Source organism: Xanthomonas campestris pv. campestris str. ATCC 33913 (genome assembly GCF_000007145.1).
GTDB classification, from domain to species: Bacteria; Pseudomonadota; Gammaproteobacteria; order Xanthomonadales; family Xanthomonadaceae; genus Xanthomonas; species Xanthomonas campestris.
In genome coordinates this window covers 291,814-307,370 of record NC_003902.1, presented here as the reverse complement: position 1 = coordinate 307,370, position 15,557 = coordinate 291,814, and the positions used below count along the sequence as shown (strand labels likewise).

General features: G+C 65.3%; 12 protein-coding genes. 6 read left to right on the top strand and 6 right to left on the bottom strand.

Annotation, left to right across the window (positions count from 1 at the left end; genetic code table 11):
* Positions 1-42: 42 nt before the first annotated feature.
* Positions 43-2,136: a S9 family peptidase gene (locus XCC_RS01275; RefSeq protein WP_011035498.1), complete on the top strand. Its 2,094-nt coding sequence runs from the start codon at positions 43-45 to the stop codon at positions 2,134-2,136.
* 204 nt (positions 2,137-2,340) lie between these two features.
* On the opposite strand, the gene XCC_RS01270 is transcribed toward XCC_RS01275, so the two are convergent.
* Positions 2,341-3,537 carry a putative peptide maturation dehydrogenase gene (locus tag XCC_RS01270; protein WP_019237145.1) on the bottom strand — a complete coding sequence of 399 codons (1,197 nt, stop codon included), beginning with the start codon at positions 3,535-3,537 and terminating at the stop codon, positions 2,341-2,343.
* Between the two features lie 86 nt (positions 3,538-3,623).
* On the opposite strand from XCC_RS01270, the gene XCC_RS01265 reads away from it, so the two are divergent.
* Positions 3,624-3,962: an NHLP-related RiPP peptide gene (locus XCC_RS01265; RefSeq protein WP_016944685.1), complete on the top strand. Its 339-nt coding sequence runs from the start codon at positions 3,624-3,626 to the stop codon at positions 3,960-3,962.
* Here the strand turns inward: XCC_RS01265 and XCC_RS01260 are convergent.
* The 4 genes from XCC_RS01260 to aceB form a co-directional block, all read right to left on the bottom strand.
* Positions 3,902-6,562 carry a putative peptide modification system cyclase gene (locus XCC_RS01260; protein ID WP_011035495.1) on the bottom strand — a complete coding sequence of 887 codons (2,661 nt, stop codon included), beginning with the start codon at positions 6,560-6,562 and terminating at the stop codon, positions 3,902-3,904. The genes XCC_RS01265 and XCC_RS01260 overlap by 61 nt on opposite strands.
* 3 nt (positions 6,563-6,565) lie before the next feature.
* On the bottom strand, positions 6,566-7,609 hold the full coding sequence (locus XCC_RS01255; protein ID WP_011035494.1) for a GGDEF domain-containing protein: 1,044 nt from the start codon (positions 7,607-7,609) through the stop codon (positions 6,566-6,568).
* A gap of 190 nt (positions 7,610-7,799) precedes the next feature.
* A complete protein-coding gene (aceA, locus tag XCC_RS01250) occupies positions 7,800-9,095 on the bottom strand; it encodes an isocitrate lyase (protein WP_019237144.1) in 1,296 nt (431 codons plus the stop codon).
* 185 nt (positions 9,096-9,280) lie between these two features.
* Complete coding sequence (gene aceB / locus XCC_RS01245; RefSeq protein ID WP_011035492.1) at positions 9,281-10,903, bottom strand: malate synthase A; 1,623 nt, start codon at positions 10,901-10,903, stop codon at positions 9,281-9,283.
* Between the two features lie 120 nt (positions 10,904-11,023).
* Between aceB and XCC_RS01240 the strand changes: the two genes are divergently transcribed.
* From XCC_RS01240 to XCC_RS01230, 3 genes are read left to right on the top strand one after another with little or no spacing between them, the layout of a single operon-like run.
* Positions 11,024-11,980, top strand: coding sequence for a LysR family transcriptional regulator (locus XCC_RS01240; RefSeq protein WP_011035491.1), 957 nt, complete (start codon positions 11,024-11,026; stop codon positions 11,978-11,980).
* 46 nt (positions 11,981-12,026) lie between these two features.
* Positions 12,027-12,752, top strand: a complete 726-nt coding sequence (locus tag XCC_RS01235) for a helix-turn-helix domain-containing protein (protein ID WP_016944687.1) — start codon at positions 12,027-12,029, stop codon at positions 12,750-12,752.
* Between the two features lie 40 nt (positions 12,753-12,792).
* The gene (locus XCC_RS01230; RefSeq protein WP_043877860.1) at positions 12,793-13,167 is read left to right on the top strand and encodes a VOC family protein; all 375 of its coding nucleotides are present in this window, start codon (positions 12,793-12,795) and stop codon (positions 13,165-13,167) included.
* A 221-nt stretch (positions 13,168-13,388) separates the two neighbouring features.
* On the opposite strand, the gene XCC_RS01225 is transcribed toward XCC_RS01230, so the two are convergent.
* The gene (locus XCC_RS01225) at positions 13,389-14,021 is read right to left on the bottom strand and encodes a TetR/AcrR family transcriptional regulator (protein WP_011035488.1); all 633 of its coding nucleotides are present in this window, start codon (positions 14,019-14,021) and stop codon (positions 13,389-13,391) included.
* A gap of 88 nt (positions 14,022-14,109) precedes the next feature.
* Between XCC_RS01225 and XCC_RS01220 the strand changes: the two genes are divergently transcribed.
* Positions 14,110-15,162, top strand: coding sequence for an MBL fold metallo-hydrolase (locus XCC_RS01220; protein ID WP_011035487.1), 1,053 nt, complete (start codon positions 14,110-14,112; stop codon positions 15,160-15,162).
* The last annotated feature ends 395 nt before the right edge of the window (positions 15,163-15,557 follow it).

Here is a 15,557-nt window from a genome sequence, read left to right as displayed (position 1 = left end):
CTGCTTCGGCTGGATTGGCCGAGGTTCCCTCCGGAGGCTTTCATGCAACGCCTGCTTCTCGCATCCAGCCTGCTCCTGGCGCTCAGCGCCTGCAGCGACAAATCCGCGCCCGCCAACACCGCTGACGCCGCCGCCCCCGCTGCGGCACCGGCAGCGACTGCGCCGGCCACAGCGCCCGAATTGATCCCGCGCGACGCCCTGTTCGGCAATCCCGAGCGCGCCAGCGTGCGCATCAGCCCCGATGGCAAATATCTCAGCTGGGTCGCGCCACTGGATGGCGTGCTCAACGTGTGGGTGGCGCCGGTCGACGCGCCGGACAAGGCGCGCGCCATCACCAAGGACACCGCACGCGGCATCCGCAGTTATTACTGGACCTATCACAGCGACACCTTGCTCTATCTGCGCGACACCGGCGGCGATGAGGACTTCCACCTCTATGCCGTCAACCTCAGCGATGGCAGCAGCAAGGACCTCACCCCGTTCAAGAAGACCAACGCCGAGGTGTACGGCATCAGCGACCAGCATCCGGACGCGATCATGGTCGGCATGAACGATCGGGATGCCAAATGGCACGACCTGTACAAGGTCGAACTGGCCTCGGGCACACGCACCCTGGTGCAGAAGAACACCGACAGCCTGGACAGCTACCTGCTCGATGGCAATTACCAGCTGCGCTACGCCACCCGCGCCACCGATGACGCCGGCCGCGAGTTACTGGTGCCCGAGGGCAAGGGTTGGAAGAGCGTGGACCGCATCCCGTTCGAGGATGTCACCAATACCGCGCCGGCCGGCCTCACCGATGACGGCAAGACGCTCTACATGCTGGACTCGCGTAACCGCGATACCGCCGCGCTGTACGCGATCGACACCGCCAGCAATGCACGCACGCTGCTGTTCGAAGACGCGCGCGCCGATGCCGGCAGCACCTTGAACGACCCCAAGACCGGCGTGGTGCAGGCCGTGTCCACCGACTATCTGCGCGAAGAGTGGAAGACGCTGGACACCAGCATCGCCGCCGACCTGCAGAAGCTCAAATCCCTCGGCCCAGGCGATGCCGGCATTGCCGCACGCACGCTCGATGACCGCACCTGGATCGTCGCCTATTCGGCCGCCGAAACCCCGCTGACCTACTACCGCTACGACCGTGCCGATGGCGGCAAGCTCACCAAGCTGTTCTCCGCACGCCCGGCGCTGGAGGGCAAACCGTTGGTGCCGATGTGGCCGCAGGAGATTGCCGCACGCGACGGCCTAAAACTGGTCAGCTACCTGTCGCTACCGGCCGAGGCCGACAGCAACCATGATGGCAAGGCCGATAAAGCAGTGCCGTTGGTGCTGTTCGTGCACGGCGGCCCGTGGGCGCGCGACAGTTATGGCTATGGCGCGTACGAGCAATGGCTGGCCAACCGCGGCTACGCAGTGCTGTCGGTGAACTTCCGCGGCTCCACCGGCTTCGGCAAGGCGTTCACCAACGCCGGCAACGGCGAGTGGGCCGGCAAGATGCACTACGACCTGCTCGACGCGGTGCAATGGGCGGTCAAGCAGGGCGTCACCACGCCGCAGGACGTCGCCATCATGGGCGGTAGCTACGGCGGGTACGCGACGCTGGTGGGCATGACCTTCACCCCGGACGCGTTCAAGTGCGGCGTGGACATCGTGGGCCCGGCCAACCTCAACACCTTGCTCGGCACCGTGCCGCCCTATTGGGCCAGCTTCTACAAGCAACTGACCAAGCGCATGGGTGACCCGGCCACCGCCGCCGGCAAGCAGTGGCTCACCGAGCGCTCGCCGCTCAGCCACGTCGACAAGATCAGCAAACCGCTGCTGATTGGCCAGGGCGCCAACGACCCGCGCGTCAAACAGGCCGAAAGCGACCAGATCGTCAACGCGATGAAGGCCAAGAACATCCCGGTGACCTACGTGCTGTTCCCCGATGAAGGCCACGGCTTCCAGCGCCCGGAGAACAGCAAGGCGTTCAACGCAGTGACCGAAGGGTTCCTGAGCCAATGCCTGGGCGGCCGCGCACAACCCATCGGCGCGGACTTCGAAGGCTCCAGCATCACCGTGCCCGAGGGCGCAGACCGCATCACTGGCCTGGCCGATGCATTGAAGACGCATACGCAGGCGATTCGGAAGTAGGCCTGGCGATGCGGTTCGTCGCCAGTGGACGCTGGCGACGAACCGCTCTACGTGGTTATTTCTGCAGCGCGAAAATTCAGGCCGTATCGTTGGGGCCAGCCAGTGTTTTATCTATTCTGGAACCGATGTCTGGCGCACGCGCTGCGTGTGGCGCGCCTCGCTCTCGCCTCTCGGATCGTTGGCGCGGACAGCTTGAAATTGGCCTTACACGTGGTTACCAGCCTGCGCTGGATTACCTGCTTGGGACCAGATCGCACCGCCAGGGTCCAGCTCCGTGTTGCGCATCTGCTCGGCACGCCAGCCAAATCCGCAGATGGCCAATGGCCCGTCCTGCAGCCCGTCGAGTCCGAGCACTTGTTCGATGTCGACCTCATTGATGGCAGAGGTGACAAACGCGCCCAAACCCAGATCGGTCGCACTGAGATAGACGGTCTGTGCGATATGCCCTACGTCCAGGATCATCGCGCGATAGGCCTTGGCGTGATTGCGATACTTCCAGAAGCTACGCAAGAAGCGTGGCGCCAGGATCATCAGCACCGGCGCATCGGCAAACCAGTGCTGCCCTGACAGGGCATTGCGCGCAACAGCAGCAAGCGGCTGCGCAGGCGATGGCAACCGTTGAAGCGCGTGCTCCAGCGGGCGATAGTGGTACAGCCCACTGTCCACTCCCTGCACACGCTGCACCAGCAGATAGGTTTCCGTGGGATGCAGACTCCCCCCGGAGGGAACCGGCTTCTTTAGAAACGCCGTGTCATGCCCCACCTCGACGCGCGCACGCGCCATGACGCTGCGCTCCAACATCTGCCCCAACAATTCGGCAGAGAGCAAACGTTGCGGGTCGAAATTGCGGCAGGTCACGCGGCGGGCCAACAGCGCATCAAAAGGCCCTGGCGTGGCACGCGGCAACGGGATTCGCTGGCCAGCGTCGCCACGGTCCACCACCTCTGGCGGAGGTGCGCCGAGACGCTCCACCATGCCTTCGGCCGTTGTCATGCCCTGTGCTTCCATCGTTGCCACGCTGTCTTCGCCTCGCCAGCGTGCAAAGCGATGCCACAGCGCGGCCAGAGGCCACCAGCGCTGCTGCTGGACCTGTTCGTCGTTGCTGCGGTGCTGTGCGTGCTCTGGCTGATCACTGATCACCAGGCCTTGCTTGATCAACTGATCAAGCGACTCGGGCAAGGATGGCAGCTGATCCACAGCGCACCAGCGCACGCTGCTCAATGTACTCAGCCACTCGCGATCGGCTGCGGCGATTTCGACCTCTGCATCCAGATGCGGCGCCAACGCAAAGCAACGGATGCGCCGACGCAGACCATCGCCTCCTGCGAGCAGCTGCGAGAGATCAAACACCGCAGCGTCGCGAAGTTCAAAAAATAGCGTGGCACAGCGACGTAGTTGCATGGGGATCTCTCAAGGACGCATGAGCACGGTCGATATTGTGTCAGCTCACTGGCGTTGCACCCACCCTCACCCTTCAGAACAGACCGATGACCGACCCAGCCAACAACGTCCATGCCCCGTTAGACGCAACCACCGCTGACAAGCTGCTTGAACTGCTTTCCAGTGACGACACCTTCCGTGACTGCTTTCGCTGCAATCCGGCACAAGCACTGGCCAAGATCGGCGCGTGTGGCGCGAGCGCGAACGACAGCGCACCGGTCGCAGGCGAGCCCTATTTCTGCATGACCACTCAACAGCTTGCATCGAAGGAAGACATCGCCCAGGCGCGTGCGGAACTGCAAAGCTACCTGACCGAAAAGACCAATCACACGGTCATCTTTGCCTTCGAATCGGAAAGTATCCGCTCCACCCTGCTGCGCAGGTAAGCAGGCAGACGCGTGACGGGCCAGGCGCGAACAAACGCCAGCGCCTGCTCGCGCGCCGCCTGGTTGCGGCCAAGCGCGTACAACGACTCGGCAACCCACAACTGGGCAAGACGCGCATCCGCAACGTTGAGCGGCTGCAATGTCTGCGATGCGTTGGCTTCGATGTAAGCGCGCCCGCGCTGTTGCGTGAGCCAACGCGCCTGAGCCAACGCCTCGGCATGCCGCCCCGCATCGCTCAAAAGCTTGTAGAGCGCAACACGGGACTGAAACAGATCGTCCTCGCGCGGCCGCAACTGTGCGATTGCCCCGTTGGTGTCGCCCGCAAGCGCGAGGTGCTGCGCTTCGACGATGGTACGCAGCTCGGCAAGCATCGGTGTCTCGTGTGCGAGTGCCGGTTCGATCGTTGCAAGCGCACGCGCGGTCAGGCCATCGTCGCCATGGCGCTGCGCCTGACTGGCAACGATCAGCACCATGGCTGCACTGTCCTGCAGGTTGGCCGCTGCCCAATCCTCGTTGACGACCGCAGTGGCCAGGCGATCGAGTGTTGGCCTCAACAGCGTCGCTGTTGCGCTGGAAGGCGTGGTCAACGCCTCGGTGGTCGCTGCGATGACCGAGAACTGGCGATGGTTGAAGTCATCGTGTTGTTGACTGTGCTGCAAGCCGCGCGCGATCGCCTTGCGTGCCGCGTCCCAATCCGCCTGATCGATCGCCACGCTGGTGCGGTCGATCAACGGGACCACATCATCATTGCTGTAGCCATTGCCCACGATCTGGTCGAGCACGCGCTGCGCGTCTGGGTAGCGTTCCAGCACCGCCAACGCGTTGGCTTGCCGCCGCAGCGGACCAGCGCGATCGGCGTCACCGGAGGTGGCAAAACGTTGCAGCGCCGCCTCCGGCTTTCCCTGGGCCAGCAAAATTCGGCCTACGCGGTCGGCGGCAATCGAACGCAACGGATCCTGCGGTACATCGGCAGCCTGCGCGTACGGCAGCGCTTCGGCAAAACGGTTGGCCTCGAAGAGATGCCACGATGCATTTGCAGTCCCGGCGAAGTTGTCCGGATACAGTGATGCCAGGGTTCTCCACAACGACAGCGCCTTGTCCGGCGCACGTAACTCTGCCGCCCAGGCGTCCAGATACAGCTGATCACGTTGCGGCAGGCGCTGTCGAAAGCGAATGGCCTTGTCGAGGTAGGGAAGCGCTCCCGTGCGGTCTGATATCGCCACCTTGATCCGGGCGGCGCCGAGATACGCCAATGCAAATTCCGGATCGATGGCGACGGCGCGATTGAACAGCTCCAGACCTTCGCGCCATTGACCTTTGACCGTGGCATCCACACCCAGTGCATAGGCGCGCAGCGCATCAAGACTTGCCGTGGTAACCGCCGGTAGCGGGACGGAGGTCTTGTCGATCGAGGCTACTACTTCGCCCAGGCCCTGACGCAATTTTCGCGTGAGCTGATCAACCGAAGAGAGCGCAGACGGCAGCCCATTTCCCTGCACGAATTCCGAGTACACCGTGGTCTGCGTGCGCGGGTCCACCAGCTCCACGCTCAGGCGCAGCTTGCCGCCGATCTCGGCAACGGTGGGCAGGATGACGGCGCTGGCGCCATCACGTATCGCAATCTCCGAGGCGATGGCGCGATCGACAACCACACGGTCCGGGTCGCGCTTCATGCGCGTCACCGTGTCACGCATTTTCATGTCGCTCAGCACATTGACGTAGCGCGACTGCTCCAGACTGATCCGCAGTGCCTGCTCCAATGAGTTGTCAAGCACCGTGTTGCCAGTCAGGTTCCGCAGATCCCCCACCACCACCCAGTCACGTTCGGCGAACGCAATTGCGGGCTCGGCGCGGGTGAAGAACCAGATCGCAACACACACCGTGGTCACCAATAGCGCCTCGGCAAGCAACGCCGCCGGCCGCCGCCACAACGGAATATCCCGCCATGCCTTGGCAGAACTCTTTGGCGCGCGCAGCGGCGTGAGGCCGACTTCGCCGACTTCGTAGATCTCCATCGGCGTGGGCATGCCTTTGAAGCGCCAGCGACCGTGGGATTTCCACAGCAGGCGCTCGCTGGGTGTGCCGAGTTCGCGGGCGGCGCGGTGGGTGAGTGATTCGGCCACCGCCGAGAGCAGGATTTGCCCGGGCCGGGCCATCGACATCAGGCGGGCCGCGGTGGGCTTGGCCAGGCCTTCCACTTCCAGCGGTTTGGCGCCGATGCTCACCGCTTCATCGCTGTTGCGCCAGGTGAGCACTTCGCCCACATGCAGGCCCTGGCGCGCACGCACGACCAGGTCGCGCGTCTCGCCCAGCAGCTTGAGGCCGCGCGCGTAGTCCAGCGCAAAGCCCAGGCCGTCGATCGGGCGATCGAACAACAGCAGCAAGCCGTCGGAGCGGTCGATCAATCGCCCGCGCCAATGCTGCTGCAGCTTGACCACCAGATGGTCGTGCTCGCGGAACAGTGCGGCGGCGGCGTTGTCGCCAATGCGTTCGACCAGCGCGGTGGAATCGCACAGGTCGGTCAACAACAGGGTGCGTAGACGCGGTGCCTGGATCGCTTCCGACGACGCCTCCTTGCGTGCGTGGCTGCGGATGGTCATCGTTTAGCTGTTGTCCAACGGCAATGCTTCATAGACGCACAGGCTGTTGCCGCCCTGGCGCTTGGCCTGGTACAGCGCAGTGTCCGCGCGCGTATACCAGTCGTTATAGGAGGTGCTGGCGTCGATGCTGCAGACGCCCACGCTCACCGAGCAACTGTGGCAGCCATCCGGGCTGCTGGCCTGGCGCGCCTGCACTGCGTTGACGATGCATTCGCCCATGTGCTGCACCAGCTCGATCGAACCTTGCGCCACCAGCACGCAGAATTCGTCGCCGCCGAGGCGGCAGACCAGGTCGCCTTCGGCGATCACCGAGCGCAGCGCGTGGGCAACGTTCTGCAGCACGCGGTCGCCGGCCAGGTGGCCGTACTCGTCGTTGATGTGCTTGAAGCGGTCGCAGTCGATCAGGATCAGGCCCACGCCCGGCGCGCCGCCACCGCGGCGACATTCCTGCAAATGCAGCGCAAGGCCGCGGCGGTTGTGCAGGCCGGTGAGCTCGTCGGTGCGGCTGAGTTCTTCGGTGTGGTTGAGCTGATGCGAGGTGACGTAGAGATTGTCCAGCGCCGCTTCCAGGTCGTGGTTGCGGCGGCGCAGCTGGCGGATCAGCAATTGCTCGTTATTGACCACGCGCACGATGGAGCGGCGCAGGAAATGCGCCACCATCGACGGGTCGTGATCGACCAGGCGCTGGAAATCGTCGTGTGCCAGTTCGATCAGGCGGCTGTCGACCGAAGCGCTGGCGCCGGCACTGCGGGCGTGGTCGCCGATCAGCAGGCCGAGCTCGCCAAAGAACTCGCCCGGGCCCAGATGCTTGAGCATCAGGTCTTCGCCGAAATCCAGGTCGATCTGGCCGGTGACCACGATGAACATCTGCGTGCCCACCGCGCCGCGTTCGAACAAGGCCTGGCCTGCGGCGATCTCGCGCATACGGCCGAAACGCGCGAAAAACGCGAGTTCTTCGGCGGTCATCAAGGCATGCAGCCCATCGGAGAGTGTTTTGGCAACGCTTCCAGTCGGTTCGACGGCGCCGTTGGAGGTATGGCAGGTCATCCAGATCCCTTAGGCCGACCTGCAGCGCCGGCCCGTCGTCGAATCGTACATGAGGGCTTTGTTCAGCACCAGATCACACTTGTTCTCACAGACAAAGAGACGAAATGACGGGTTTTCAGCGCAAAAAAAGGGTCCGGTTTCCCGGACCCTTCCCCCTCCCGGGGTCGGCACGCTGGCGGCCCGCTGCAGGCTAAGCCGCCTTCTCGCCGTGAAACTGTGCTTCTTCGGTGGAGCCACGCAATGCGGTGGTCGAGGACTGCCCCTGCTGAATCGCCTGCGTCACTGCATCGAAGTAGCCGGTGCCCACTTCGCGCTGGTGCTTGACCGCAGTAAAGCCACGCTCTGCGGCCGCGAACTCGGCTTGCTGCAGCTCGACAAAGGCACTCATCTGGCTGCGCGCATAGCCGTGGGCGAGGTGGAACATACCGTAATTCAGCGCGTGGAAGCCGGCCAGGGTGATGAACTGGAACTTGTAGCCATAGCTGGCCAGTTCGGTCTGGAACCTGGCGATGGTGGCGTCGTCCAGATTCTTCTTCCAGTTGAAGCTGGGCGAGCAGTTATAGGCCAGCAGCTTGCCGGGGAACTTGGCATGGATGGCCTGCGCAAAGGCGCGGGCAAACTCCAGGTCCGGCTTGCCGGTTTCGCACCAGATCACATCCGCGTACGGCGCATAGGCCAGGCCGCGACTGATGGCCTGGTCCAGGCCGTTGCGGGTCTTGAAAAAGCCTTCCACAGTGCGCTCGCCGGTGGTGAAACCGCGGTCGTTGTCGTCCACGTCGCTGGTGATCAGGTCGGCGGCTTCGGCGTCGGTGCGTGCGATCAAGACGGTGGGCACGCCCAGCACATCGGCGGCCAGCCGCGCGGCATTCAATTTCTCGATCGCTTCGCGGGTCGGCACCAACACCTTGCCACCCATGTGTCCGCATTTTTTCACCGAGGCCAGCTGGTCCTCGAAATGCACGCCGGCTGCGCCAGCTTCGATCATCGCCTTCATCAGTTCGAAGGCATTGAGCACGCCACCGAAACCGGCTTCGGCATCGGCCACGATCGGCTGCAGGAAGTCGATCGCATCATCGCCTTCGGCATGGTGCAACTGATCGGCGCGCAGCAAGGTATTGTTGATGCGCTTGACCACCGCCGGCACCGAATCGGCCGGGTACAGCGATTGGTCCGGATACATCTGCCCGGCCAGATTGGCGTCGGCCGCCACCTGCCAACCGGAGAGATAGATCGCCTTCAAGCCGGCCTTGACCTGCTGCATCGCCTGGTTGCCGGTGAGCGCGCCCAAGGCGTTGACGAAGGGCGTGGCATGCAGCGATGTCCAGAGTTTGTCCGCGCCCAGCCGTGCCAGCGAATGCTCGACGTGCACGGTGCCGCGCAGGCGCACCACATCGGCGGCGGTGTAATTGCGGGTGATGCCGGCCCAGCGCGGGTGGGTGGCCCAGTCATGCTGAATCTGTTCGGCGGTCTGCAGCGGTGTGCTCATCGTGCGTCTCCTCGGGCAGGGATGGGGCAAATGCAGCGGTGTTGGGCGGTGTGATGTGGTGCGGTGCTGCGTGATTGCAGGCAAGGCGTTGCCATTGCGCGCAGCACGCAGCTGCAACGCGGGTGTTCTGGGGTGCATCGGTATGCGCGCATGCGCCTGCCGTAGCCGGCGCATGCGCGCGGCGGTCAGTCGATCAGGCGATACGCAGGCACCGTGAGGAAGTCGGCCAGTTCCTCGGCGCGGCTCAGTTGGTCGAGCAAGCCGATGGCCTCGGCGATACGTGCGCCGCCCGGCACGCCAGCAGTGGTGCCCAGGCGCGCCGGCAACTGCCGCAGAGTGGTGTCGAGCAGGTGCTGGTCGATGGCGGTGCCGTCATCGAGATGGCGGCCGTGATGCAGCCACTGCCACAGCTGCGCGCGGCTGATTTCCGCAGTGGCCGCATCTTCCATCAGGTTATGGATGGGCACGCAGCCATTGCCGTCCAGCCACGCGGCCAGGTAACGCACGCAGACCTCGACATTGCCCTCGAAACCGGCGCGGGTGATGCCGCCGGGCGGTGTGGCAATCAACATGTCGGAGGTGATGTGCACATCGTTGCGCAGCACATGGTGTTGATGCGCGGTGGGCATGTGCTCGTCGAACACCGCCATCGCCACCGGAATCAGTGCCGGGTGCGCCACCCAGGTGCCGTCATGGCCGGCGCTGACTTCGCGCAGCTTGTCGGCACGCACGCGCGCCATGGCCTGTTCGTTGGCGGCCTCGTCGTGGTTGATTGGAATCTGCGCGGCCATGCCGCCCATCGCATGCGCGCCGCGACGATGGCAGGTCTTGATCAGCAGTTCCGAATACGCCTTGAGAAACGGCTGGGTCATGGTGACCTGGCCACGCTCGGGCAACACGCGGTCCGGATGTGCGCGAAAGGTTTTCAGGTACGAAAAGATGTAGTCCCAACGGCCGCAATTGAGCCCGACGATGCGTGCGCGCAAGGCGTGCAGGATCTCGTCCATCTCGAACACCGCAGGCAGCGTTTCGATCAGCACGGTGACCTTGATCTGCCCGTGCGGCAGGCCGAGCATCGCTTCGATATGCGCCAGCGCGGTCTCCCACAGCGCGGCTTCTTCCATGCTCTGCAACTTGGGCAGATACAGGTACGGGCCGCGGTCCTTGGCCATCAGCGTGCGTGCGTTGTGGAAGGCGAACAGCGCCGCATCGAACAGGCCGCCGGCCATCGGCTGGCCATCGATCAACACGTGCTTCTCGTCCAGGTGCCAGCCACGCGGGCGCACGATCAGTACCGCACGTTCGTGTTCCGGACGCAGCGCGTAGTGCTTGCCGTTGGGCGCATCGAATGTGAGCTCGCCGCGCACCGCGGCCGCCAACGTGCGCTGCCCGGCCAGCAGGTTGCGCCAGGTAGGCGCGGTGGAATCTTCGAAGTCGGCCATGAACACCTTGGCGCCGGAGTTCAGCGCGTTGATGACCATCTTCGGATCGGTAGGGCCGGTGATCTCGATCCGGCGGTCCTGCAGGGCGGCCGGCAGTTCGGCTACGCGCCAGTCGCTGGCGCGGATGGCACGGGTGTCGGTGCGGAAGTCGGGCAACTGGCCGGCGTCGAACGCGGCCTGGCGGCTGCGACGCTGCGCCAGCCGCTGCTGGCGGCCAGGCTCGATCGCCCGGTGCAGCGACACCAGCAGGGCCAGCGCGGCAGCGGGGAGCAGCTCGGCCTGGCCCGCCAGCTGGGTGGTCAGCGACACGCCGGGAGTGGCACGGTCAGCGGCGACGGGACGGGCGGAAGCGGCGGTGGCAGACATTGGGGGAATCCTGGTGTGATCCGGAGCTCCAACCTGCGCCTCGGCAATCTATTTGACAAAGCAGTTTTATCAATGCTGTAAATAAGCCTGACTTATAGTTAGGCGCAAACCCCTAAAGCCATGGCGCCAACCCCTCGGTTTTCCTACAAATCCGACCGCCTCAAGCCGCTGCGCGCGTTCTGCCAGACGGTGCGACTGGGCTCTGTCTCACGCGCCGCTGAGGCACTATATGTGAGCCAGCCGGCGGTGACCCTGCAGTTGCAGGCGCTGGAGCGTGACCTGGGGGTGGCGCTGTTCGAACGCTCCGGCCGGCGGTTGGCGCCCAGCCGCGAGGGCCAGCTGCTGTACGACATGGCGCTGCCGCTGGTGGAAAGCCTGGACGGCCTGGAGGCCGCCTTCCGCGAGAAAGTGCGCGGGCTGGACGCCGGCGAGCTCAATATCGCCGCCAACAGCTCCACCATCCTGTACCTGCTGCCGCGCATCGTGGCCAACTTCCGCGCGCGCCATCCGGACGTGCGCCTGACACTGCACAACGCCATCAGCGCCGATGGCACCGATCTGCTGCGCGAGGATGCGGTGGACCTGGCAGTCGGCTCGATGCTGGACGTGCCGGCCGACCTCAACTACGCGCCGGTATATCGCTTCGAACAGTTATTGATCACCCCGCCCGATCACCCGCTGGCAAGCAAGCCGATAGTTACGCTGCAGAATCTGTCGCCGTATCCGCTGATCCTGCCGCCGCGTAGGCAAGTGACCTATCGGCTGGTCGATCTGATCTTCCAACAGGCACGCGTGCCCTACACCGTGGCCTTGGAAGTGGGCGGTTGGGAGGTGATCAAGCAATACGTGGCGATGGGCATGGGCATTTCCATCGTCACCGCGATCTGCGTCACCGACGCCGACCGCGACAAACTCGCCACACGCTCGCTCAAGGATTATTTCCCCACCCGCAGCTACGGCGTGGTGGTGCGCAAGGGCAAATACCTCTCGCCGCAGGCACGCGCCTTTATCGAACTGATCCAGCCGGACCTGTTCACCCCGCGCGGCTACGACGAGAGTGGTCACTCCGAGCGCTGAGCGCGCGCTACGCTGAGCTCTACGTCCACGCGCCATGCCCGCTACGATGACCGACCTTGTGAGCCGTTATGCCGAACGCGCCGCACCTGCCGCGTTGCGCGGACAACTGCTGTGCAGCTGGCGATTTCGCCAGGGTGCGGCGGCGGACGCGCCGGTGCGGGTGCTGCCTGACGCGCATGTCGACCTGATCTGGGATGGTGCGCAGCTGTTCGTGGCCGGGCCGGATCGCGCGGCCAACCTGGCCTGCGTGCCGGCCGGGCGCGTGCTCAGCGGTGTGCGCCTGGCGCCCGGGGCGGCCACGGCGGTGCTGGGCACCGCATTGCACACGCTCACCGACCAGCGCGTGGCATTGGACGCGTTGTGGGGCACCGCCGGGCTGGCCTGGCAGCACCGGCTCGAAGACGGCGCCGACCCCGTGCTGACGCTGCAGGCACTGTGTCAGCAGCACGCTGGCCGCAGCGACCCGACCATGGCCTGGCTGTTCGCACAGCTGGCGGCCGGCATGCCGATGCAGCTGGCCGCGCTCACCGCCACGCTGGGCATCAGCGAGCGTGCGCTGCGGCGGCGCTGCCAGACCGCCTTCGGTTATGGCGCCAAGACCCTGGAGCGGATTCTGCGGCTGCAGCGCTTTTTGGCCATTGCACACCGGCACCGCACCCTGACCGACGCCGCGCTGGCCGCAGGTTACGGCGATGCGCCGCACCTGGTACGCGATGCCCGCCAGTTGGCCGGGCTGGCGCCGCGCGAGCTGGTGCAGCAACACGCGCGGTGAGTTGGCCGTTTTCGCCAAGCCACAGGTGCGCGCGGCCGGCATGCTGGGGCCCTCGCCTTCGCAAGGACCCGCCGTGGACACCCAGCACCGTATCGACTATCTCGAATTCGCCGTCACCTCGATCGCCGCCGCCAAGGCCTTTTACGGCGAGGCCTTCGCGTGGACCTTTCAGGACTACGGCCCCGACTACTGCGAGTTCCGCGATGGCCGGCTCAGCGGTGGATTCTTCCACGGCACGCCGCAGCCCGGCGGCGCCCTGGTGGTGCTGGCCTCCGATGACCTGGCACAGAGCCAGGCGCGCATCGAAGCCGCCGGCGGGCAGATCACCCGGCCGGTGTTCGCCTTTCCCGGCGGGCGGCGCTTCCACTTCACCGATCCGCACGGTTATGCGCTGGCGGTGTGGTCGAAGGACTAGCGGCGACTGCGGGGCCGCTCGGCCTGCAGGCCGCTTCGCTGGAAGCGCGTGACCCGCAGGTCGTGGGCGGCACAGCTGGGCGTCTCCAGGAGTTGGGGCGCCAACCCGACGGCAGGCAGCACGGCTTGCATGCGTACGTGCCGACTGACGCAGGTCATCTGTAGCGGCTTGCGCGCGTGCCCGCCATCCAAGAGCCAACGCCCGGCACGCGCAATGCGCACTCACTGACGCGCGTACACGCCCAGGAACATGTCCACCGCCGACGCCGCGACCTGCGCCTGTTCTTCCGGCGACAGGGCCGGCTGGCCCAGGGCCAGCTGCGGCCAGAACGCAAAGCCCTTCACCAGGGCCTGCAATTGCTGTGCGGCAAAGGCCGGGTCCACTGCCACCAGCCGGCCGTCGGCCAGCGCGGCGCGCACCCAGGTGGTGGTGCCTTCCTCCTTGCTGCCCAGCTGCGCGAGCAGTTCGCGTGCCCGCGCCGGCGAGTGGATGCCCTCGGCAATCGCCACGCGGGAGAGGTCGATGAAGGCCGGGTCTTCCAGCAGCCGCAGCTTCTGCTGCAGCAACTCCAGCAGCTGCGGCCGCAATGGCTGGCCGGGCTGATACGCCAGGCTCACCGCCTCGGCACTGCGCTGCCATAGCCCGCGCAGGATCTCGCCGAACAGCGTGTCCTTGCTGGGGAAATGGTTGTAAACCGTGCGCTTGGAGACGCCAGCGGTGGCCGCGATGCGGTCCATGCTGGTCGCCTCGAAGCCCTGCTGGCGGAACTCGGCGATCGCCGCTTCCAGGATCGCGTGACGCTTGCGGTCGGTCAGCCGCTGCGGCGCAGCGAAAGTGGACGAGTGAATGGACATGCGCTGATTTTACACCGGGCAGTTTACTTTCACGTCGCGGAAACTACACTGTGCAGTGTAATCACTTCCCCGCCGACGGATTCCGCCCGTGCCCCCCCCTTCTTCCGCTTATGCCGCTTCGCCGCAGTTCCGCAATGGCCGGTTTCGCAACGCCCAGCCCACGCTGACCACCTCGCTGCGCCTGGGCGAGCAGCTGCGGTTGCTGTGGACGTTCTTCTTCGACAAGCCACGCGACACCGTACCGTCCACACCACCGCCGGTGTTGCCGCTGACTCGCGCGCAGCTGCTCGCCGCGCCGGACCGCAGCCTGTACCGGCTTGGCCACTCCACCGTGTTGCTGAAGCTGGCCGGCGGTTTCTGGCTCACCGACCCGGTGTTCGCCAAGCGCGCCTCGCCGTTTTCCTTCGCCGGCCCCAAACGCTTCCATGCCCCGCCGATTGCACTGGCCGACCTGCCGCCGCTGGCCGGGGTGATCCTGTCGCACAACCACTACGACCACCTGGACCGCGCCACCATCCGCGCACTGGCCGACCGCGTTGGCGTTTTCGTCGCGCCGCTGGGCGTGGGCGATTTACTGGTACGTTGGGGCGTGGACCCGGCCAAGGTGCGGCAGCTGGACTGGTGGGACTCGCTCAACGTGGACGGTGTGCAGCTCACCGCCACGCCATCGCAGCACTTTTCCGGGCGCGGGTTGTTCGATAGCGGCCGCTCGCTGTGGTGCTCGTGGGTGATCCAGCACGAGGAGCTGCGGGTGTTCTTCAGCGGCGACGGTGGCTACGCGCCGCACTTCAAGACCATCGGTGAGCAGCTCGGCCCGTTCGATGTGGCGCTGATCGAAAACGGCGCCTACGACCAGCAATGGCCGCATGTGCACATGCAACCGGAGCAGAGCCTGCAGGCATATCTGGACGTGGGCGGGCAGACGCTGCTGCCGATCCACAACGGCACCTTCGATCTGGCCATGCACGCCTGGCAGGAGCCGCTGGACCGGATCGTGGCGTTGGCCGATAGCGCCGGCGTTGCGCTGGTCACGCCGTGCATGGGCGAGCGGGTGGATCTGCAGGCGCCGGCCAATCGCGTGCGTTGGTGGCGGCAGGATGCGGCGGCAGCGGCGTCGGATGGAATGGTGGTGACGCGGTAACTGGCCTGAGGCATGCCGACGCGTTGCCATGACGTTTTGATGGCACACCTCGCACGCGGATGCGCGCGGCACCCGTCGCCGCGTGACGCTTCACCAACCCTGCCATGGGAAGCAGCGCACCCGACCTTGGCGCCCACACCTACAGGGGGATTCGGGTGCAGCGACATCGGTTCTGCTATCCGGCAAAGATGCACACTGTAGAGTGGTTCAATCTCTGAGCAATGCGATCCGCAGTTTGATCTTTCATCGGCAACGGTTTCGTCGCGTGCTTGAACTCAGTGCTCTTTTCGAGCCATGGCGACCACGCCGCCCCTCGACAATGCGCCCAGCTCAGGGCTGCGAGGCGATCGCATTCCTCGGCACCGGCCATTGATCGATGCCGCCACTGCATCAAG